Annotated in this window: 14 protein-coding genes and 1 tRNA gene; 9 read left to right on the forward strand and 6 right to left on the reverse strand. The window is 60.1% G+C overall.

The features are described from left to right. Positions 1 to 4: 4 nt before the first annotated feature. Complete coding sequence (locus NIT7645_RS04590) at positions 5 to 442, reverse strand: Lrp/AsnC family transcriptional regulator (RefSeq protein ID WP_008562940.1); 438 nt, start codon at positions 440 to 442, stop codon at positions 5 to 7. A 110-nt stretch (positions 443 to 552) separates the two neighbouring features. Here NIT7645_RS04590 and NIT7645_RS04595 point away from each other — a divergent pair, with 110 nt between their 5' ends. From NIT7645_RS04595 to NIT7645_RS04610, 4 genes are all read left to right on the forward strand, one after another. After that, on the forward strand, positions 553 to 1,704 hold the full coding sequence (locus NIT7645_RS04595; RefSeq protein ID WP_037302873.1) for a type III PLP-dependent enzyme: 1,152 nt from the start codon (positions 553 to 555) through the stop codon (positions 1,702 to 1,704). Positions 1,705 to 1,835: 131 nt separating this feature from the next. Next, complete coding sequence (locus NIT7645_RS04600; RefSeq protein ID WP_037302871.1) at positions 1,836 to 4,133, forward strand: xanthine dehydrogenase family protein molybdopterin-binding subunit; 2,298 nt, start codon at positions 1,836 to 1,838, stop codon at positions 4,131 to 4,133. Further along, complete coding sequence (locus NIT7645_RS04605; RefSeq protein WP_046210064.1) at positions 4,111 to 5,274, forward strand: T6SS phospholipase effector Tle1-like catalytic domain-containing protein; 1,164 nt, start codon at positions 4,111 to 4,113, stop codon at positions 5,272 to 5,274. The genes NIT7645_RS04600 and NIT7645_RS04605 overlap by 23 nt, the downstream gene beginning before the upstream one ends. A 282-nt stretch (positions 5,275 to 5,556) precedes the next feature. Beyond that, complete coding sequence (locus NIT7645_RS04610) at positions 5,557 to 6,063, forward strand: GNAT family N-acetyltransferase (RefSeq protein ID WP_050686227.1); 507 nt, start codon at positions 5,557 to 5,559, stop codon at positions 6,061 to 6,063. A gap of 53 nt (positions 6,064 to 6,116) precedes the next feature. On the opposite strand, the gene NIT7645_RS04615 is transcribed toward NIT7645_RS04610, so the two are convergent. After that, positions 6,117 to 6,653, reverse strand: a complete 537-nt coding sequence (locus NIT7645_RS04615) for a PaaI family thioesterase (protein ID WP_008561935.1) — start codon at positions 6,651 to 6,653, stop codon at positions 6,117 to 6,119. A gap of 102 nt (positions 6,654 to 6,755) precedes the next feature. Then, positions 6,756 to 7,625: a methylenetetrahydrofolate reductase [NAD(P)H] gene (metF, locus tag NIT7645_RS04620; RefSeq protein ID WP_037302868.1), complete on the reverse strand. Its 870-nt coding sequence runs from the start codon at positions 7,623 to 7,625 to the stop codon at positions 6,756 to 6,758. Between the two features lie 93 nt (positions 7,626 to 7,718). On the opposite strand from metF, the gene NIT7645_RS04625 reads away from it, so the two are divergent. After that, the gene (locus NIT7645_RS04625) at positions 7,719 to 8,624 is read left to right on the forward strand and encodes a LysR family transcriptional regulator (protein WP_008562274.1); all 906 of its coding nucleotides are present in this window, start codon (positions 7,719 to 7,721) and stop codon (positions 8,622 to 8,624) included. Between the two features lie 184 nt (positions 8,625 to 8,808). Further along, positions 8,809 to 9,594, forward strand: a complete 786-nt coding sequence (locus tag NIT7645_RS04630) for an inositol monophosphatase family protein (protein WP_008560405.1) — start codon at positions 8,809 to 8,811, stop codon at positions 9,592 to 9,594. Between the two features lie 87 nt (positions 9,595 to 9,681). On the opposite strand, the gene NIT7645_RS04635 is transcribed toward NIT7645_RS04630, so the two are convergent. Together NIT7645_RS04635 and putA are read right to left on the reverse strand one after the other, a co-directional pair. Further along, a complete protein-coding gene (locus tag NIT7645_RS04635; RefSeq protein ID WP_008559667.1) occupies positions 9,682 to 10,467 on the reverse strand; it encodes a rhomboid family intramembrane serine protease in 786 nt (261 codons plus the stop codon). An 85-nt stretch (positions 10,468 to 10,552) separates the two neighbouring features. Beyond that, positions 10,553 to 13,915, reverse strand: coding sequence for a bifunctional proline dehydrogenase/L-glutamate gamma-semialdehyde dehydrogenase PutA (gene putA / locus NIT7645_RS04640; RefSeq protein WP_242656095.1), 3,363 nt, complete (start codon positions 13,913 to 13,915; stop codon positions 10,553 to 10,555). Between the two features lie 254 nt (positions 13,916 to 14,169). On the opposite strand from putA, the gene NIT7645_RS04645 reads away from it, so the two are divergent. From NIT7645_RS04645 to NIT7645_RS04655, 3 genes are all read left to right on the forward strand, one after another. Further along, positions 14,170 to 14,643, forward strand: coding sequence for an Lrp/AsnC family transcriptional regulator (locus NIT7645_RS04645; RefSeq protein ID WP_008560930.1), 474 nt, complete (start codon positions 14,170 to 14,172; stop codon positions 14,641 to 14,643). A gap of 70 nt (positions 14,644 to 14,713) precedes the next feature. After that, a complete protein-coding gene (locus NIT7645_RS04650; protein WP_050686229.1) occupies positions 14,714 to 15,388 on the forward strand; it encodes a tetratricopeptide repeat protein in 675 nt (224 codons plus the stop codon). A gap of 197 nt (positions 15,389 to 15,585) precedes the next feature. Next, positions 15,586 to 15,672, forward strand: a tRNA-Leu gene (locus NIT7645_RS04655). A gap of 81 nt (positions 15,673 to 15,753) precedes the next feature. Here the strand turns inward: NIT7645_RS04655 and NIT7645_RS04660 are convergent. Further along, positions 15,754 to 18,285 carry an ATP-binding protein gene (locus NIT7645_RS04660; protein ID WP_008559695.1) on the reverse strand — a complete coding sequence of 844 codons (2,532 nt, stop codon included), beginning with the start codon at positions 18,283 to 18,285 and terminating at the stop codon, positions 15,754 to 15,756. Between the last annotated feature and the right edge of the window lie 424 nt (positions 18,286 to 18,709).

Below are 18,709 nucleotides of genomic sequence, written 5' to 3' on the forward strand. Positions count from 1 at the left end.
GACCCTAATGCCCCTGACGGTCCAATTTTGTTGCGAGGTGGATCAGGCTTTCCGATGATCTGACGCCGCGCGCTTCTCCGATGCGGTCGATGGTTTCGTCCAGCTCGCTTGTGGTATGGGCCACAACCTGCGCCAAAAGATCAAACCGGCCTGATGTGGTGTGGACCACCTCGACCCCCGGCAGGCTGCGCAGACGGGCCAGCACCTCTGGTCCGGTGCGGGGCTCGATTGAAATCAGGACAGTGGCTTGCAATGGAGGTCGTGCATTGACCGATGTGCGCAGCGTGTAGCCGGTGATGACGCCGGTTGTTTCCAGACGTTCCAGACGGGCCTGAACGGTCGTCCGCGCCAGCCCCAACCTGCGTGCCAGATCTGCCACCGGGCGGCGGGCGTTTTCCCGCAACAGCGCGAGGAGTTGCTGATCTGTTTCGTCGTTCTGCATATTTGGCCTGCGATATGTCGTGTGTTTTCGTCACTATAGTCATTGTGCCGAGCGATATCGACGGGAAACTGGCCGAAACTGATAGAAACACGATGACAGGGCCTTTTTTCATGCAGCAGATTCCACCTCTCTGGCTTTCTCCCGAAACGCATCTGGCGCGCAGCACACCGGATCATCCGATCCTGTACTTCTCGCCGCGCGTTCTGCATGAGGTGGCAAATCGGTTTCAGACAGGGTTTCCGGGTCTTGTCACCTATGCGGTAAAGGCCAATCCACATCCGGCGGTTCTGTCCAATCTGGTCGCCGCAGGGATCACTGCCTTTGACGTGGCTTCGCCCGCAGAGATGGATGCGGTGCGTGCAGCCAGCCCCGATGCGGTCATGCATTACAACAACCCTGTACGCTCCGACGCGGAAATTGCGGCAGGGATCGACCACGGGGTGGCCAGTTGGTCGGTGGATGACGCAAGCGAGCTGGCCAAACTGGCAGATGTTCCCAAGAGCTGCGAGATCGCCGTGCGTTTTGCCCTGCCGGTTGCGGGTGCGGCCTATGACTTTGGCAGCAAGTTTGGCGCAAGCCCAGAGGAGGCGGTCGCGCTCTTGAAAGCGGTGACTGAGGGCGGCTGGACGCCGGCCCTGTGTTTCCACCCCGGCACCCAATGCGAGGACGAAAGCGCCTGGGTCGAGTATATTTATGCGGCCAAGGACATCATTGCTGCGGCGGGTGTCGAGATCGCGCGCCTCAATGTTGGCGGCGGATTTGCGGCGAACCGCGATGGCGTTGCACCGGACCTGGAACGCGTCTTTGAGGCTATCGCCCGCGCAGCTGATGCCGCGTTCGGCGACGACAAGCCGTTGCTGATCTGTGAGCCCGGACGGGCAATGGTGTCTGAGAGCTTTACCCTCGCGGCCCGCATCAAGGGGATGCGAAAGGCGGGCGAGGTCGTGTTCCTGAATGACGGGATTTACGGCGGGCTGGTCGATATCCGGGACATGGGGCTTCCGGGTCGGGTGGAAGTGGTTGCCGCGAATGGCACCCGTCGGCAGGGGGATCGCCGCCCGCGGGTTGTCTTCGGTCCGACCTGCGACAGCCTTGACCGGCTGCCGGATGGCCTGCCGCTGCCGGAGGAAACCCGGATTGGTGACTATGTTCTGTTTCCGGGGCTTGGTGCCTATTCTTCGGCCATGAGCACGCAATTCAACGGCTATGGCCTGTCTGATGTGGCCACTGTGATCGAGCTGTCTGGACAAGCCAGCTCCTGAAGCTACTGTCGCATTTGAACGGATCGAACGGTGGGCCGACAGAACGCGTCAGCCCGCCGTTTGGTGTGTCGCCCGATGTGCTGCCAATTGCGGGAGTGCTTGGTCCAACGACGACAGAAGCAGGTGCGAAGATGGAAAAATTCGGCAAGAGCCAATCGGTTAAGCGGGTGGAAGATGTCAGGTTTCTGACAGGCCAGGGCCGCTATATCGACGACATCGCACCAGACGGCGCGTTGCGTGCTTATGTTCTGCGCAGCCCTGTTGCCCACGGCACCATCACTGGTCTGGATCTGGAGATGGCGCGCGACAGCGATGGGGTCCGGGCTGTTCTCACGCTTGCCGATCTTGAGGCTGCAGGGCTTCGGGTTGGAATGGATGGCGCGTTGGTCAAGAACCGCGACGGCAGCGATGCTGCGTCTCCGGAACGTCCGATCCTTGCCCGCGACAAGGTGCGTTATGTCGGCGAGCCTGTGGCGGTCGTGATTGCCGAGACATCGACACAGGCCAGAGATGCCGCGGAGATGATCGAGCTGGAGATTGACGATCTGCCAGCCAAGACCGATCTCGCTCCCGGTGGCACAGCCCTGCATCAAGAGGCGCCTGACAATCGCGCCTTTGACTGGGGTCTTGGGAATGAGGCCAAAACCGAAGCGGCCTTTTCCGCGGCGGCCCATCGTGTGTCGTTGCAGGTGGACGACAACAGGATCATCGTCAATTCGATGGAGCCGCGCGGCTGTTTTGCTGATTGGCGCGAGGGCCGTTTGCATTTCACCTATGGTGGGCAGGGCGTCTGGGCGATGAAGCGCCAACTGGTCGAGAAACTGAACCTGCCGGAGGACGCCGTTCATGTCACCACGCCTGATGTGGGTGGTGGGTTCGGAATGAAGGCGATGCCATATCCGGAATATTTCGTCGTGGCCCATGCCGCGCGTCTGCTCGAGCAGCCTGTGGTCTGGGTTTCAGACCGGAGCGAAGCGATGCTGAGCGACAATGGCGGGCGCGATCTGACGTCTCTGGCAGAGCTGGCCTTTGACGACGATCTGCGGATCACAGGCTACCGTGTGCACACGCAGTGCAACCTGGGGGCCTACAACTCGCATTTCGGCCAGCCCATCCAGACCCAGCTGTTCAGCCGTGTTCTGGCCGGTGTTTATGACATTCAGACCACCTGGCTGCGGGTTGAAGGGATCTATACCAACACGGTTCAGGTCGATGCCTACCGGGGGGCCGGTCGCCCCGAAGCGATCTATGTTCTGGAACGGGTGATGGATCAGGCGGCCCGCGAACTGGGCGTCGATCCGTGGGAGCTGCGCCGCCGCAATTTCATCCGTCCGGAGCAGTTTCCCTACAAGACGGCAACCGATGAAACCTACGACGTGGGAGATTTTCATCACGTGCTCGAACGGATGGGGGTCGCCGCAGATCTTGATGGCTTTGCTGCGCGCAAGGCGGCAGACGCAGCCAAGGGCAAACTGCGCGGCATCGGCTTGTGTTACTATATCGAAAGTATTTTGGGTGATCCTTCAGAAAGCGCAGACGTCGCCTTTGAGGAGGATGGTCGGGTGAGCATCTATGTCGGAACGCAAAGCAACGGGCAGGGCCATGAAACGGTCTATGCACAGTTTCTGGCGGACCAGACCGGCATTCCGGCGGAAGATATCACCGTCATCCAGGGCGACAGCGACCGGATTGCACAGGGCGGCGGCACTGGTGGGTCGCGCTCTGTCACCACGCAGGCCAACGCCACATTGGCAACCGTCGACAAGATGGTCGAGGCATTTACGCCGTTTCTGGCCGACCATATGGGGGTTGATCCCCAGACCATCACCTTTGACGCCGAAACCTTTAGCGCTCCAGGAAGCAACCAGCGCCCGAGCATGGTTGAAGCCGCAGAGCTGGCGCGACAGCAGGGGCGTGAAGATCTCCTGCGTCACAAGGCGACCGCGAAACTGCCCGGGCGTTCGTTTCCCAACGGTGCACATGTTGCCGAAATCGTGATTGATCCCGACACCGGCATCAGCACCATTGACCGTTACACGGTCGTGGATGATTTCGGAAATCTTATCAACCCGTTGCTGGCCGAAGGTCAGGTGCATGGCGGGGTGGTTCAGGGCATCGGACAGGCCATGATGGAGCGGGTTGTCTACGATGAAGATGGACAACTGCTCACGGCATCGTTCATGGATTATGCCTTGCCGCGCGCGGCGGATGTGCCAATGATCGAAGTAGGCTTTGCTCCGGTACCGTCCACCGAAAACCCGATGGGGATGAAGGGCTGTGGCGAAGCGGGCACCGTGGGTGCGCTTGCCGCTGTTGCCAATGCCGTGCAGGACGCTGTCTGGGCGCGCGGCGTGCGGCAGGTTGAAATGCCGTACACACCACTGAGACTATGGGAAGTGTTGAGGGATGTCGCTGACGCAGCTGAGTAAACGGATACTGGGATGGCTCGGTCGGCCACTGCGCTCCGAGCATTCTGCGGAAGCCAAGCTGCGCGGGCCGGTGGCCCATGTCATCATTCTTGACGGGACCATGTCCACGTTGGAACCGGGCCGCGAAACCCACGCAGGCCAGCTGTACCGTTTGTGCCGGGAAATGGGCGCGCAAGTTTCTGTTTTCTACGAAGCGGGCATCCAATGGCACAGTTGGCGCACCACGCCTGATGTGATGATCGGGCGCGGAATCAACCGTCAGATTCGGCGTGCCTATGGTTACCTGGCCTCCCGCTACCGCCCGGGAGATCGCATCTATCTGATGGGCTATTCCCGTGGCGCCTATGCCGTGCGCTCGCTTGCCGGGGTGATTGACGAGGTGGGGCTGCTGACGGCGGAACATGCCACCGTGCGCAATATCCGCACGGCCTATCGCCATTATCAATGTGGCAGCCCTGCGGTTCAGGGGCGCGTTGAAATCAGCGCAGAAGATGGCGCAACCCGCGATGTGTCTGTTGATGCCACCGACGGGGCGCCGATCGGGCAGGGGGGCGCTGCTGCCGCCTTTGCCGCGCGCTACTGCCACAAGGATGTCGAGATCGAAATGGTCGGCGTCTGGGACACGGTCAAGGCGCTGGGCCTGCGGCTCCCCCTTTTGTGGCGCTGGGCGGAGCGGCGACATGGCTTCCACAACCATCAGCTGGGTCGGCACGTCAAACACGGTTATCACGCCCTGGCGCTGGATGAGACACGTCAGGTCTTTGCGCCGGTGCTTTGGGAATGCCCCCACGGCCATGATGGGAAAGTTGAACAGGTCTGGTTTCGTGGCAGCCACGGGGATGTGGGCGGCCAGCTTGGCGGATTTGAGGAGGCGCGCCCCCTCGCCAATGTGTCACTGATCTGGATGCTTGAGCGGGCAGAGGACTGTGGATTGCCGCTGCCGCGGGACTGGCGCATGCGCTTTGCTGTCGATCCCGGGGCACCATCCGTCGGGACCTGGCGGGGGTGGGGCAAGATCTTTCTTCTGCGGGGCAAGCGCCGCGTTGGTCTGGACAACAGCGAGCGGCTGCACAGCAGCGTTGGCGCAAATTCCAGTAGCAAGAAACTGGCAGACTGGCAGTCGGCGCTGTCCCGGCCCTAGGGTCAGTATGGATTGATTTGGCGTTACTGGCGCAGGAAGGGCAATTTAGCAGGGGTTTTGAGCGCGCAGGAACTGGCGGGGTCAATTTCAAGCGGTCAAAGCCGCTGCTTTGCAGCGCTCCCTGCGTCTGCAAGATTTACCTGATCTTGCTCCTGAGCTGCATTACACCACCTTGAAATACAACCAGTATTTCTGCGTCGATGTGCCTTGTCAGGAACAAGATCAGGTAAACCAGTGGTGCCAAATCAATCCATACTGACCCTAGGAGGATCTGCTGTGCAGATGCAGTCTGACATCCGCATCCGAGACCTGTCGCCAGATGCTGATCTGGAGCTGGTTGCGCAGTTCTACCGGGACGCGCCGGATTATTGGCTGCTGGCCGAGGGGCAGGCGCCCAATCTGGCCAAGGCTGCGGCCTTTTTCACCGACGGCCCGCCAGGTTGCGACCCGGAGCTGTCCTATCGATTGGGCCTTTTCCTTGGTCCGAGATTGTCCGGTCTGGCGGAGGTGTCATTTGGGTTTCCTGACCCGGAAGATGCCTATCTTGGTTTCATGATGCTGGGGCCTTGGGCGCGGGGTGCGGGGAATGGAGCGACCTTTTTGCGCGCCGCAGAGCTGCGCGCCCGGACACGGGGCGCGGCTCGGATTTATCTTGCTGTCCTTGATGAAAATCCGCGGGCACGGGCCTTTTGGCTGCGCGAGGGTTTTCGCGACACCGGGGTGCGCGGCGAGATCGACATGGGGCGCAAACGGCAAAGCCTGCGCAGGATGTCAAAAAATCTGCTGTGAGCGGACCAGCGTGTGGAAGACCCGGCTTTATTGGTCTGCGGCTGTGTCGCGGATCAGTCTGCGGCGACTTTCATCACGATACAGGTCGTAGAGCCGGTTGCATAAAGACGGCCATCTTCCACCCCGCGCAATTCGCCATGAGCAACCCCGGTTGAGCGGCCGACGTGATCGGTGGTGCCGACACAGTCAATGGTCGTGCCAAGTGGGATGGATCGCAGGATGTTCACCTTGAATTCCAAGGTTGTATAGACAGATCCCTTGGGCACGCGGGTCATCACGGCGCAGGCCATCGCGCTGTCCAGAAGGGTGCCGTACCAGCCACCGTGCACCGTGCCCATCGGGTTGGTGACGCCAAATTCAGGTGTGCCGCGAAAAACCACCTTTCCCTCTTCGACACTGTGGAGGTGATAGCCAAGGGTTTCGCCGATTGGGGGGCCGGGCAGGCGGCCGGTCAGGATGCCCTGCATGAATTCCAGCCCGGAGATATTGGCGATTTCGTCCATGCGCAGCAGCTCTTGGGGGGAGCGGGCAACGCGCAGGGTGTCGGGGCGCTGATAAACAGAAGGGCTGGGGGCGGCTTGCGTCGTCATGGGCTGGTCCTTGGTGAGGCGCGGCAAAATAAAGCGCCCCCGCCGGGATCAGCAGGGGCGCATGGTGCACAGGCTATGTGGGGGCGTATTGAGCGGCAAGCGCTACGCCACGTTCTCCAGCTGAACTTTTGGTGTGATGCCAAGAGCAAAACAGACATCGCGGGTCAGTTCCGGGCGGTTCAGCGTGTAGAAATGGAGCTTTTCGACGCCACCTTCCATCAGGTCGCAGCAAAGCTCAGAGCAGAGCGCCGTGGCCAGAAGATCCTCGCGGTTGTCGCGCACAGCCTTGTCAAAAGCCTCCTCGACCCAGGCCGGGATTTTGGTGCCGCAGCGCTTGGCGAAATTGCGGGCGCCCTTCCAGTTTTCGATGGGCAGGATGCCGGGTGTGATGCGGCTGGTGTCGATACCGGCCTTGGCGCAGTCATCGCGGAACCGGAAGAAGGTGTCCGCCTCAAAGAAGAACTGCGTCAGCGCCTCGTCCGCGCCGGCGTCAAGCTTGCGCTTGAGCCATTCGACGTCGGCCCGGTCGCTTGCGGCTTCGGGGTGACGGTCAGGGTAGGCGCCGACGCGAATGGAGAATTGATCCCGCTCCGCCAGCGCTGCAATCAGCTCGACCGAGTTGGCAAAGCCATCCGGGTGCGGCACAAACCCGCCAGAGCCCTTTGGTGGATCGCCACGCAGCGCAACGATTTCGCGCACACCAGCTGCGGCGAACTGGTCGGCGATCTCCATGGTTTCGTTGCGGGTTGCGTTCACACAGGTCAGATGTGCAGCGACATTCAGGCCGGATGATTTGTGCAGCGTCGCCACCGCCTCGCGGGTGAGATCCCGGGTGGTTCCCCCCGCGCCATAGGTTACCGACACGAAACGCGGCCCAAGGGGGGCGAGGGTTTGAACGGTGTCCCAGAGACGGAAAGACGCTTCCAGCGTCTGCGGCGGGAAAAACTCGAATGAAATTTCTGGGGTCGTCATGAACAGAACTCCGCTTGATTTCGTCTCTTGTTGCATAGCAGCAATTGTGAAACAATTTCATAATACTCAAGAACAACATGAGCGATCCGACAGATGCACATCGAATTCCGACACCTCCGCACGATCAAGGCGATCCATCAGGAGGGTGGGCTGGCCCGTGCCGCCGACATGTTGAACATCACACAGAGTGCGTTGAGCCACCAAATCAAGGGTTTGGAGGATCAGGCGGGGGTGGAGCTGTTCCTGCGGCGTTCAAAACCGATGAAACTTTCGGCGGCTGGGCTGCGGCTGTTGCGGCTGGCAGAACAGGTGTTGCCGCAGGTCGAGGCGATTCAGGCCGAGTTTTCTGCGCTGCGGGATGGCAACACGGGACGGATGTATATCGCGATCGAATGCCATGCCTGTTTCGAGTGGCTGTTCCCGGTGCTGGAGGGGCTGCGGAAAAACTGGTCAGATGTGGATGTGGATATCCGACCGGGGCTGGCATTTGATGCGCTGCCTGCGCTTCAGAAGGAGGAGGTGGATCTGGTGGTGTCGTCCGACCCGGAAGATCTCCCCGGTGTCGAGTTCATCGAGCTGTTCGACTACAATCCCGTGTTCGTGGCCTCTGCCCAGCATCCATTGGCCGAAAAACCCTATGTCGATGCCGAAGATTTTCGTGGCCAGACGCTCATTACCTATCCGGTGGAAAAGGCGCGGCTGGATATCTTCAATCAGCTTCTTACCCCGGCAGGAGTTGAGCCTGCCCATATCCGGCAGGTGGAGCTGACCGCCGTCATTTTGCTGTTGGTCGCTTCAAACCGGGGGATTTCGGTGCTGCCTGACTGGGTGGTGCGAGAGGTGAAATACTCCTCTGATTACGTGACCAGACCGCTGACAGCCAAGGGGATCACCCGGCGGCTTTATGCGGCGATCCGTTCGGAGGATCGTGACAAGCCCTACATGCAGGAGTTGATCCGTCTGGCAAAGGTCGAAGCGCGGCGTCTGCAGCAGCAGTGATGCGCGCGACCGACGCCTGTTTTCACTGAAACCCCGTGAAAACGCCCTTATGCGCCTGCGGCATAGCTCTCATGCGCATAAGGGGTGCAGGTTCGGCTTTATTGGGCCTTGGCAAGCGGCAATCAGGCGCGTATAGGCACGGTTTGACCGACATCTCCCCCTTTGGTGCACAGGAGTCTTTCGCATGATTGGCAGCGCAAACCTCAACATCATGATCAAAGCTGCCCGCAAGGCGGGGCGGTCGCTGGTCAAGGATTTTCGCGAAGTTGAAAACCTTCAGGTGTCGAGAAAGGGCGCGGGGGACTTTGTCTCCAAGGCCGATATCGCGGCTGAAAAGATCCTGAAGGACGAGCTGATGGGCGCGCGTCCCACCTACGGCTGGCTGGCCGAAGAAGGGGGCGAGGAAGACGGCGCAGATCCGACCCGTCGCTGGATCGTTGATCCGCTGGATGGCACCACCAACTTTTTGCACGGTCTGCCGCATTGGGCGATTTCCATCGCTCTGGAACACAAGGGCAAGGTTGTGGCTGGTGTGGTCTATGACGCCGCCAAGGACGAGATGTTCTTTGCCGAAAAGGGCGCTGGCGCGTGGATGAATGACACTCGTATCCGTGTGTCTGGTCGTCACCGCATGATCGAATCCATCTTTGCAACAGGCCTACCCTTTGCCGGTCGCTCTGATCTGCCTGCGACCCTGCAGGATCTGGCGCGTCTGATGCCTGCCTGCGCTGGCGTGCGTCGTTGGGGTGCTGCGGCGCTGGATCTGGCCTATGTGGCGGCGGGCCGCTACGAGGGATACTGGGAGCGTCGTCTGAACGCCTGGGATCTGGCGGCAGGCATCATCATCGTGCAAGAGGCCGGTGGCCTGGTTGAGGCGATTGATCCCGAAAGCAACATTCTTGAAGCCGGTGACGTGATCTGCTCGAACGAACCGATCTTTGAGAACTTCTCCAAGGTGATCCGCGGCTAAGGCCAGCGTCGATCATCTGGACGACGGAAAACGCGGTCCCCTCGGGCCGCGTTTTTTGTTGGGCATGTCTGGCGCCGGGTGCGAGGTTCATCTACCCCAAGGGCCATTGTGCCGACCGGGGCCCCTGTGGTTCAGGGGCTTGGCCCGCACTTTCGGCACGCGGGTGAGCGAATAGCGGCCTTCCGGATGGGGCGGACGACCGCGCATGCGGTTCCAATACGCGGGGCCACCGCGCCGGAGCCACAGGGGCAGGGTCAGAACGATACCGACCCCAAAACCACCCGCATGGGCCCAGTAGGCAACCCCACCTTGCGTGGGGTCGGACCCAAAGCCCCCGATGAACTGCAAGCCCAGCCAGACACCCAGCATGACAAAAGCGGGGATCGAGATGATGCGGAAAAAGACGATGAAGATCAGAAGGATGTCCACCCGTGCCTTGGGGAAGAGCAGCAGGTAGCCGCCCATGACACCTGCGATGGCACCGGAGGCGCCAACCAGTGGAACCAGTGAGTCCGGGGCGCTTGCAATATGCAACAGGCCCGCGCCAACCCCGCTGACGAGGTAGAAGATCAAAAAGGGCAGATGCCCCATCTCATCTTCCATATTGTCGCCAAAGATCCAAAGAAACAGCATGTTGCCCCCCAGATGCATCCAGCTTCCGTGCAGGAAGGTTGAGGTCACGAGGGTCTTGAGATCATAGCCTGCCGTCACTTCGGCGGGCAGAAGCGCGTAGGCGTTGTAAAGCGATTGAAGACTGCGAGGCGTGTCGTAGCCAAAGAAAGTGATCGCAAAGATGGCGATATTGGCCGCCATCAGCGCATAGACGACATAGGGGGTGCGGCCGGACGGGTTGTGATCTCTGAGCGGAAACATATGAAAACGCTGGGCCTTTCTCGGCCCAGCGTCAAGGGTTCTGGCAAAAGTGCCGCAGCTTGATGCTGCGGCGTCTGTCTTGTGATCAGCTCATCCCGCCCAAGAGCGCGGCATTGCCACCTGCGGCGGTTGTGTCGACGCAAACGTGCCGTTCTGCCTGAACACGGGCCACATCCGGCAGGCCGGGGATCAATGGCAGGATCGGGCCATCGCGCTGTGCCAGTGCCTGTTCGATGGAGCGGGCATCTGCGTCGCTCCCCCACCAGATCACACCAGAGAAACCGTCTGCGGTTTGCAGCAGTTCCGCAGGGACGGGGCCGGTTGCGATGATCGCAGTGCCACCATGATCCTGTACAGCGCGGGCCTGCGCCTGTGCCGTGGTCTCGCCCGGTCCAAGACACAGAACCGGTGGGCGAGCACTTTGCGACAGGCGATTGGATTCACCTGTCGGACCGGGCAGGCTCTGGCTGGTTTGAACCATTGGCTGACCGCTGGGCGCGGGCAGGGAGGACATTTCGCTGGCACCTTCTGCCCAGTTGCTGTCCACGCGCTGGCGGTCCGGGGCGCAGAACCGGCTGAGATACAGCGGACCACCCGCCTTGGGGCCAGTGCCTGACAGTCCTTCACCGCCAAAGGGCTGGCTGCCGACAATGGCGCCGATCTGGTTGCGGTTGACGTAAAGGTTGCCTGCATGGATCCGGTCACAGATGTACTGCACCCGGTCATCGATCCGGGTGTGCAGGCCAAATGTCAGACCATACCCAGTGGCATTGATGTCATCGATCACCTTGTCCAGCTCTTGCGATTTGAAGCGCGCGACATGCAGGACCGGGCCAAAGATCTCTTGCTTCAGCGCAGAAATCCCGGGAACCGAAATCAGCGTCGGCGCGACAAAGGTGCCGCCCTGTGGGGCTTGCATCTCTTTCAGAACACGGCCTTCGGCGCGGGCGGTGTCGATATGCGCCAGAATGCCTGCGCGGGCGGTGTCGTCGATGACCGGGCCGCTGTCTGTGGTCAGATGCCACGGATCGCCAAGGTTCAGCGCATCCATCGCGCCCTTCAGCATCTTCAGGACTGTATCCGCGATATCATCCTGCAGATAGAGACACCGCAGCGCCGAACACCGCTGACCGGCCGACTGGAAGGCGCTTTCGATGATCGACTGGACGGCCTGTTCCGGCAAGGCGGTGCTGTCCACGATCATGGCGTTGAGGCCACCGGTCTCGGCAATCAGGGGGGCGCCGGGGCGCAGGTTGTCGGCCATGCTTGCGCGGATCTTCAGTGCTGTCGCGGTTGACCCGGTGAAGGCCACGCCACCGACGCGCGGATCTGAAGTCAGCGCAGCGCCGACCTCTCCCCCACCGGGCAGCAGCTGCAACGCGCTGACGGGGACACCGGCCTCATGCAGGAGCGATACAGCGCGATAGGCAATCAGCGGGGTCTGTTCTGCGGGTTTTGCAAGCACGGCATTGCCCACGGCCAGCGCCGCCGCGATCTGGCCAGAGAAGATTGCCAGCGGGAAGTTCCAGGGCGAAATGCAGGTAAAGACGCCAACCGGGTCTTCTGCGGGGATGCGAGCCGCATAGTAGCGCAGGAAATCCACCGCTTCGCGCAGTTCAGCCACGCAGTCGGGCAGGGTCTTGCCTGCCTCGCGCGCCAGGAGGGCAAACAGCTCTCCATAGTTTTCTTCGTAAAGATCGGCCGCTCGGTTCAGTACATCTGCGCGCTCGGTTGCGCTTGCCTGCCAGGGCGTCGCGGCTGCAAGCGCGCTGTCGAGATCTGCATCTGACGGCAGGCGCACAGTTCCCACCTGCGTGAGATTGGCAGGGTTTGTTACCGGATGCTCTGCGCCACCAGCTGCGCTCAGGGGGGACGCGATCAGCGGCGCGGCCGCCCATTGATGAGCCGCATAGGGCGCGCGGGCGGTGTCGATGGCTGCAAGGGTCGGGGCGTGCCCCAGATCAAACCCCTTGGAATTCGTGCGCTCTGGCTGGAACAGATCGGGGCCTTTGCGCAGGGTGTTGCTGAGATCATCAACCTTGGTGAAAGGATCGGCTGCGACCACCTCTGGGGGCACGTTTTCGTCGACGATCTGGTTTACAAACGAGCTGTTGGCACCGTTTTCCAGCAGACGGCGCACCAGATAGGCCAGGAGGTCACGATGCGCCCCAACCGGTGCATAAATCCGGCAGTTCGTTTGATTCTGCTCCAGAACCATCTGATGCAGGGTTTCCCCCATGCCATGCAGGCGCTGGAACTCATAGTCGCCTTTGTTGGCGTCGCGGGCCATGTGCAGGATCGCAGAGACGGTATGGGCGTTATGGGTCGCAAACTGTGGATAGATCCGATCCGTCATCTGCAGCAGTTTGCGGGCATTGGCGATGTAGGACACATCGGTCAGGGCCTTGTTGGTGTAGACCGGAAAGCCATCGACGCCTTCGACCTGGGCGCGCTTTACCTCTGTGTCCCAATAGGCGCCTTTCACGAGACGCACCATCAGGCGGCGATCATAGCGGTCCGCCATGTCGTAAAGGGCGTCCAGCGCCGCACCCGTGCGGGGGCCATAGGCCTGAACGACAATCCCGAAGCCGTCCCAGCCCGCCAGTGCGGGATCAGAGATCACCTCTTCGATCACCTCAAGAGAGAGCGACAGGCGGTCTGCCTCCTCGGCATCGACATTGAGCCCCATGCCAGCGGCTTTTGCCAAGAGCGCAAGCGCCTGCAGGCGCGGGACCAACTCGTTGCGCACACTGGTTTCCTGCGCGAGCTCGTATCGCGGGTGCAGCGCCGAAAGTTTGACAGAGATGCCGGGGTTCTGGCGGATGTCGTCGCTGTTGCATGCCACCGCAATCGCAGAGATGGCGCGAGAATAGGCCAGGTGGTAGCGGGCGGCGTCGGCCTCTGTGCGGGCAGCCTCTCCCAGCATGTCATAGGAGTAGGTGTAGCCCTTGGCCTCCATCGCAGAGGCCCGTTTCATGGCGCTTTCGATGGTTTCCCCAAGGACGAACTGCCGACCCATTTCCTTCATCGCGCGGCTGACGGCGGTGCGGATCACAGGCTCGCCGAGGCGCTTGATCGCGCCTCTGAGAGCGGAAACCGGGCTGCGGTCCTCGTCCAGAACCTTGCCAGTCAGCATCAAGGCCCAGGTGGACGCGTTGACCAGAGAAGATGTTGATTTCCCAAGGTGCTTGCCCCAGTCAGAGGGGGCGATCTTGTCCTCGATCAGCGCGTCAATCGTGTCGGCGTCCGGCACCCGCAACAACGCCTCGGCCAGACACATCAGGGCAACCCCTTCATCGGTCGAGAGGCCATATTCCGCCAGAAATACCTCCATCAAGCCGGGAGAGGAGTGGCCGCGGATGTCACGCACCAGCGCGGCGGCATTGGCAGAGATGGTCTTGCGATCTGCATCGCTCAGGTCTGCAAGCGCAAACAGCTGATCGCGCATCTGCGCCTGATCGGCGTAGGTTCCTGCGTCAATCTGCAGACGCAAGGGCAGGGTGGTGGGAGCCTGATCGGCCTCGGCAGAGAGCACGAATCCTGTGGCTGGGATCGATTGAGCGGTCATTTGGGAAATCTCCGAAAAGCCCCGATTTGCGGTCGGGGGTGGTCTATATGTGCATTTTACTCTGAAAAATTCGGGACATTCGCCTAAAGATGTGGGAATTGTAGGCGGAGCACCCAAAATGGCGGAGTTTTTCGATGCAAATGGACTTTCCCGGCCTTGATAAGTTCGATCAGGCGATTCTACATGCGCTGGGAGAGGATGGGCGGATCTCAATTGCTGATCTCGCCCGCCGGATCGGGCTTTCCAAAACGCCGACACAGGCCCGGCTGCGCCGTCTGGAAAAAGAAGGGATCATCACAGGCTATCGCGCGCTGATAGATCCCATTCGGCTCGGATTGGATCATGTGGCCTTTGTCGAAGTGAAGCTGACCGATACCCGCGAGGAGGCGCTGGCCAAGTTCAACGCAGCGCTGGCCAAGGTGCCGGAAATCGAGCAGGCGCATCTGATGGCGTCGCATTTTGACTACCTGCTCAAGGTGCGAACCCGCTCTATGTCGGCCTATCGCGCCGTTCTGGGAGAGAAGATCTCTGCGCTGCCTCATGTGGCGTCTACCTCGACTTATGTCGCCATGCAGGCGGTGATCGAGGACAGTGCGCTGGCGCCGTGATCTGGGATTGTTTGGCCGTCTGCGCGAAATCGTGACTTGCCTGCGCGCCGGTTTGGACCACTGTTGAAATATGCGACAGATCCCGACACTCTCTCTGTTTCCCGTGGGTTTTGCCAAACCTGCGGTTTTTGCTGCGATCGTGGCTGCTGGATTTTCATGGCAGGCGTTGGCGCAGGATGCGGGGGATGGCGTCGAAGATACTGCCGCGAGCTGTCCAGCGCCAAAGGACCATGAGGCGGCAACGCGGGCGCTGTTTGCGAAACTTCAGTCCGCAGGCAGTGACGCCGCGGCGCAGGGGGTGTCCAATCAGCTGTGGGAGCTGTGGACGGATGCGCCCAACGAACAGGCCCAGGCGCTGCTGGATCAGGGGATGTCGCGGAGGGCGGTTTTTGATTTTCTTGGGGCTCTTCAGGCGCTTGATCGGCTGGTTGCCTATTGTCCGGAGTACGCAGAGGGCTACAATCAGCGCGCCTTTGTGCAATATCTGCGCCGCGATTTTTCTGCAGCGCTTGCTGATCTGGACAGGGCGCTTGCGCTGACGCCAACCCATCTTGGCGCGCTAAGCGGCAAGGCGCTGTCGCTTTATGGTTTGGGACGGCTAGAGGAGGCCGGGCAGGTGCTTGATAAGGCGCTGGCGCTTAACCCCTGGCTGCCGGAACGGCATCTGCGGGCGCCGGGTGGTCCATTGGCGCCCAGAACAGAAGGCGCACCATTGACCGAAACAGGGCCTGAGGTGGAGCTTTAGAGCGGGGCCGGCTGGCGTCGGGGCAGCGAGATCGACGTCCATGTTTGCCAAAATGCGCAGCACGCGAAAAATCCACAGGAAAATGATTGTACCTGATCGCGGCTCTGGTTAGGTCTTGTGCCGCAAAAAAATGATTGTACCTGATCGCGGCTCTGGTTAGGTCTTGTGCCGCAAGAGGGGGCGAAAGCCCCTCTCGGGCGGGCGTGATGGAATGGTAGACATACCAGACTTAAAATCTGTTGGGGTGTTGCCCCGTGTGGGTTCGAGTCCCACCGCCCGTACCACCCTTTTCATGGTCCGCAACACCTAGACTCTCGTGATACCCAGCTTTGATCCGGTAGGCCCAAGCGCAGATGCGGCAGGGATCATGAGCCAATAGAGCGGGCGGGTGCCTCTTCTGTCGTCTCGGCCTGATCGGCCTGCACTGTGGCAATCGTCTCTAGCAAAAGGGCCTTGCGGATCGGCTTTTGCAGGAAATGGTTCATGCCAGCATCCAGACAGGCCCGCCGATCGCTTTCAAAGGCGTTTGCTGTCAGCGCAATGATGATGGGCTGGTTGATGTCGGCATCTGCGCGGATCTGGCGGGTGGCTTCGATGCCGTCCACCTCGGGCATGGACATATCCATCAGGATGATATCCGGGGCATGTGTTCGACACAGATCAACCGCCTCGCGGCCATTCGTGGCCTCGATGATGTCCAGGGGCGTGCTCTGCAGGTACTTGTTGATCAGCAGGCGGTTGGTCTGGTTGTCATCCGCGAGGATCAGCGTTGCAGGCCGGACCTCTGCCACAACAGAAGAGGTGGGTGCGTGCGGGGCGTTCTGTGCTGCCTTCGGCGGCTCAAGCCGTATTTCAAGGCGGAAGGTCGCCCCCTTGCCCGGCTCGGATGCCAGGGTGATCTGCCCCCCCATCCGCTCTGCCAGAATGTTGGAGATGGTCAGCCCAAGCCCGGTACCGCCAAAGTGGCGCGTGGTTGCCGCATCCGCTTGGGAAAACCGCTCGAAGATATGTTCAGCCTGATCCTCGGAAATGCCGATCCCGGTGTCCTTGACTTCAAAACACATCCGATAGGGATCACTCTTGTCGCGTGACACATGCAGCCCGACGCTGCCTTCCTTGGTGAATTTGACCGCATTTCCAAGCAGGTTCAGCAGGATCTGGCGCAGTCGGCCATTGTCCCCGTGTGCCAGTTCGGGCAGGTCGGCGGTATAGGTCTGAGTGAACGTCAGCCCCTTTTCGACCATTCTTGGACGCAGAGTATCGACCACGCCGTCCACACATTTGCGCAGGTCAAAATCAATCGGGCTGATTTCCATTTTCCCGGCCTCGAGCCGGGAAAGATCGAGAATGTCGTTAATGATCTTGAGCAGGGCGCTGGAGGACTCGCGCACCGTGTCGACGCATTGCTGTTGTTCGGCGGAGAGATCGGTATTGGCGAGGATATCGGCCATGCCCACAATTCCGTTCATCGGCGTGCGGATCTCGTGGCTCATGTTGGCGAGGAACTCTGATTTCGCCTGATCTGCCTTTTCAGCGGCCAGCTTGGCCTGTGTCAGTTCGGTGTTGCGTTTGGTGAGGGTGAGGTTGGCGCGCTTGAGATCATTGGACAGTTCCACATCGCGCGTGACGTCCCATTCCACCCCGATCATGCAATTGCGACCGCGCTCATCGCGATAGGCGCGCCCCATTGCGCGGATGTTCTTGCGCGTCCCGTCCGGCAGCTGCACGGTGAAATCCACAGAATGACCGGTCCCATTGTGCAAGGACTTCTGAAAACCTTCGATTACGGCGTCCCGATCAGCGGGCAGAATAAAGCTCCGCCATGTGCTGAGGGGAACGTCACCGCTGCCGGTCGGATCATCATAGAGCGTGCGCATACGAAGATCCCAGATCGCCATATCGTCGTCTTCATGGATTTCCCAGATGCCGATCTTGGAGGTCTCCACCGCCATTTCGAGCCTGCGCGACAGTGTCTCGAGATCCCGTTCGCGCCGCTTCAGGGTGCGAATGATCAAACGGCGCGCCGCAGACAGGCGCCCGGCCATGATGGTTGGAAACAGGATAAAGGCTCCGGCAAGAAGGACCGTCACTCGCAGCTGCCAGGTGTTCGCCGCCTGAGCAGGCCAGCCACCACGCGGACGCGCGGCGAGCTGCCAATTGCCAACAGGCAGAGCGATGTTCATCAAGACAGGATTGTCCGTGAGAATCGCGGGATCGCCGTAGAAATGCTCTCCTCCCGCGCCGGTGCCATCCCTTCCGACAAGGGCGACATCGATCATCAGGTCGTCATCCAGAAGACCAGCGGCCTTGTAGACCTTTTCGACATCGATGACCGCCGAAAGGATGCCCCAAAAGGTTTTGTCGTCGGCAGGTCCGGTGAAAATCGGAAAGCGACTGATAAGGCCTTGGCCCCCCTGCATAAGATTGACAGGACCGGCAACAACCAGATCCCCGCTGTCACGGGCCCGGAAGGCAGCTGCGCGTTGCGCTTCGTTCTTGTTGTAATCCAGCCCCATCGCCGCCTCATTGCCCTCCATCGGGTACATGAGTGAGATGACCAGATCCGGCGCCCCGGCGATATTTCGCAGATCGGTGCGTTCCATCAGCAGCTTGGATGCAAGGACCGCAAAGCGGTCTTGGGAGATGTTTGGCTCTGTTGAAATGACAGCTTTCATGCCGCGCACCAGCTGAATGTCTGCAGCAAGATTACCTTCAAGGCGGGCACGCACCAGCCCGGCCTCGTATTGCACATCAGCGCGCAGTTGCTGTTCCGAAATGACGTTGTTCTGGATCTCGGCATAGATTCCGGCCCAGACTATCGCAATCAACGCCACGAGAGAGGGCAGATATGTCTTATTATTGAGCGACCTAACCCAGGTAATGGGGGCAAAACTCATGAGCGGTTCCGAGCATCGTTATCATTCACATTCTTTTATAGAGATAAGATGACTCTGAAACTCTTCAGTTCTCGTTAACATCCCGTCGTTTTTGTCACGGGTGTTGTCATAAAAGAGACACCCTGGTTGGCCTTGTTTTATTGGCTTTTGACCTGTTTGAAGGGCTCTGGGTTGATTAGAATGCGACGCATTTTGTCATTAAGGTTGAGTGGTCCGCATTTTAGGCCTCAAGAAAGCAGCACGCTATGTTGGGCGAGTTTGCTTGGATAGTTTCTCCAATAGGTTTTGGGATTGCGGGGCAATGTATCAGGAAGCCATCTAAAATAGATTTTCCATCAAAAATTCCCATTGATCGCCTAAAAATTAATCATTCCGAAAAGACACCAGGCTTATTGAATATGGCAAGTACTTTAACGATCATATT

Origin of the sequence: Phaeobacter italicus, from assembly GCF_001258055.1 — a bacterium.
GTDB classification, from domain to species: domain Bacteria; phylum Pseudomonadota; class Alphaproteobacteria; order Rhodobacterales; family Rhodobacteraceae; genus Phaeobacter; species Phaeobacter italicus.

Excerpts from the sequence above, each read along its gene's own strand:
- NIT7645_RS04590 (WP_008562940.1), bottom strand. The coding sequence starts at position 442 with ATGCAGAACGACGAAACAGATCAGCAACTCCTCGCGCTGTTGCGGGAA.
- NIT7645_RS04595 (WP_037302873.1), top strand. The coding sequence starts at position 553 with ATGCAGCAGATTCCACCTCTCTGGCTTTCTCCCGAAACGCATCTGGCG.
- NIT7645_RS04600 (WP_037302871.1), top strand. The coding sequence starts at position 1,836 with ATGGAAAAATTCGGCAAGAGCCAATCGGTTAAGCGGGTGGAAGATGTC.
- NIT7645_RS04605 (WP_046210064.1), top strand. The coding sequence starts at position 4,111 with ATGTCGCTGACGCAGCTGAGTAAACGGATACTGGGATGGCTCGGTCGG.
- NIT7645_RS04610 (WP_050686227.1), top strand. The coding sequence starts at position 5,557 with ATGCAGTCTGACATCCGCATCCGAGACCTGTCGCCAGATGCTGATCTG.
- NIT7645_RS04615 (WP_008561935.1), bottom strand. The coding sequence starts at position 6,653 with ATGACGACGCAAGCCGCCCCCAGCCCTTCTGTTTATCAGCGCCCCGAC.
- metF (WP_037302868.1), bottom strand. The coding sequence starts at position 7,625 with ATGACGACCCCAGAAATTTCATTCGAGTTTTTCCCGCCGCAGACGCTG.
- NIT7645_RS04625 (WP_008562274.1), top strand. The coding sequence starts at position 7,719 with ATGCACATCGAATTCCGACACCTCCGCACGATCAAGGCGATCCATCAG.
- NIT7645_RS04630 (WP_008560405.1), top strand. The coding sequence starts at position 8,809 with ATGATTGGCAGCGCAAACCTCAACATCATGATCAAAGCTGCCCGCAAG.
- NIT7645_RS04635 (WP_008559667.1), bottom strand. The coding sequence starts at position 10,467 with ATGTTTCCGCTCAGAGATCACAACCCGTCCGGCCGCACCCCCTATGTC.
- putA (WP_242656095.1), bottom strand. The coding sequence starts at position 13,915 with ATGCGCGATCAGCTGTTTGCGCTTGCAGACCTGAGCGATGCAGATCGC.
- NIT7645_RS04645 (WP_008560930.1), top strand. The coding sequence starts at position 14,170 with ATGCAAATGGACTTTCCCGGCCTTGATAAGTTCGATCAGGCGATTCTA.
- NIT7645_RS04650 (WP_050686229.1), top strand. The coding sequence starts at position 14,714 with ATGCGACAGATCCCGACACTCTCTCTGTTTCCCGTGGGTTTTGCCAAA.
- NIT7645_RS04660 (WP_008559695.1), bottom strand. The coding sequence starts at position 18,285 with ATGAGTTTTGCCCCCATTACCTGGGTTAGGTCGCTCAATAATAAGACA.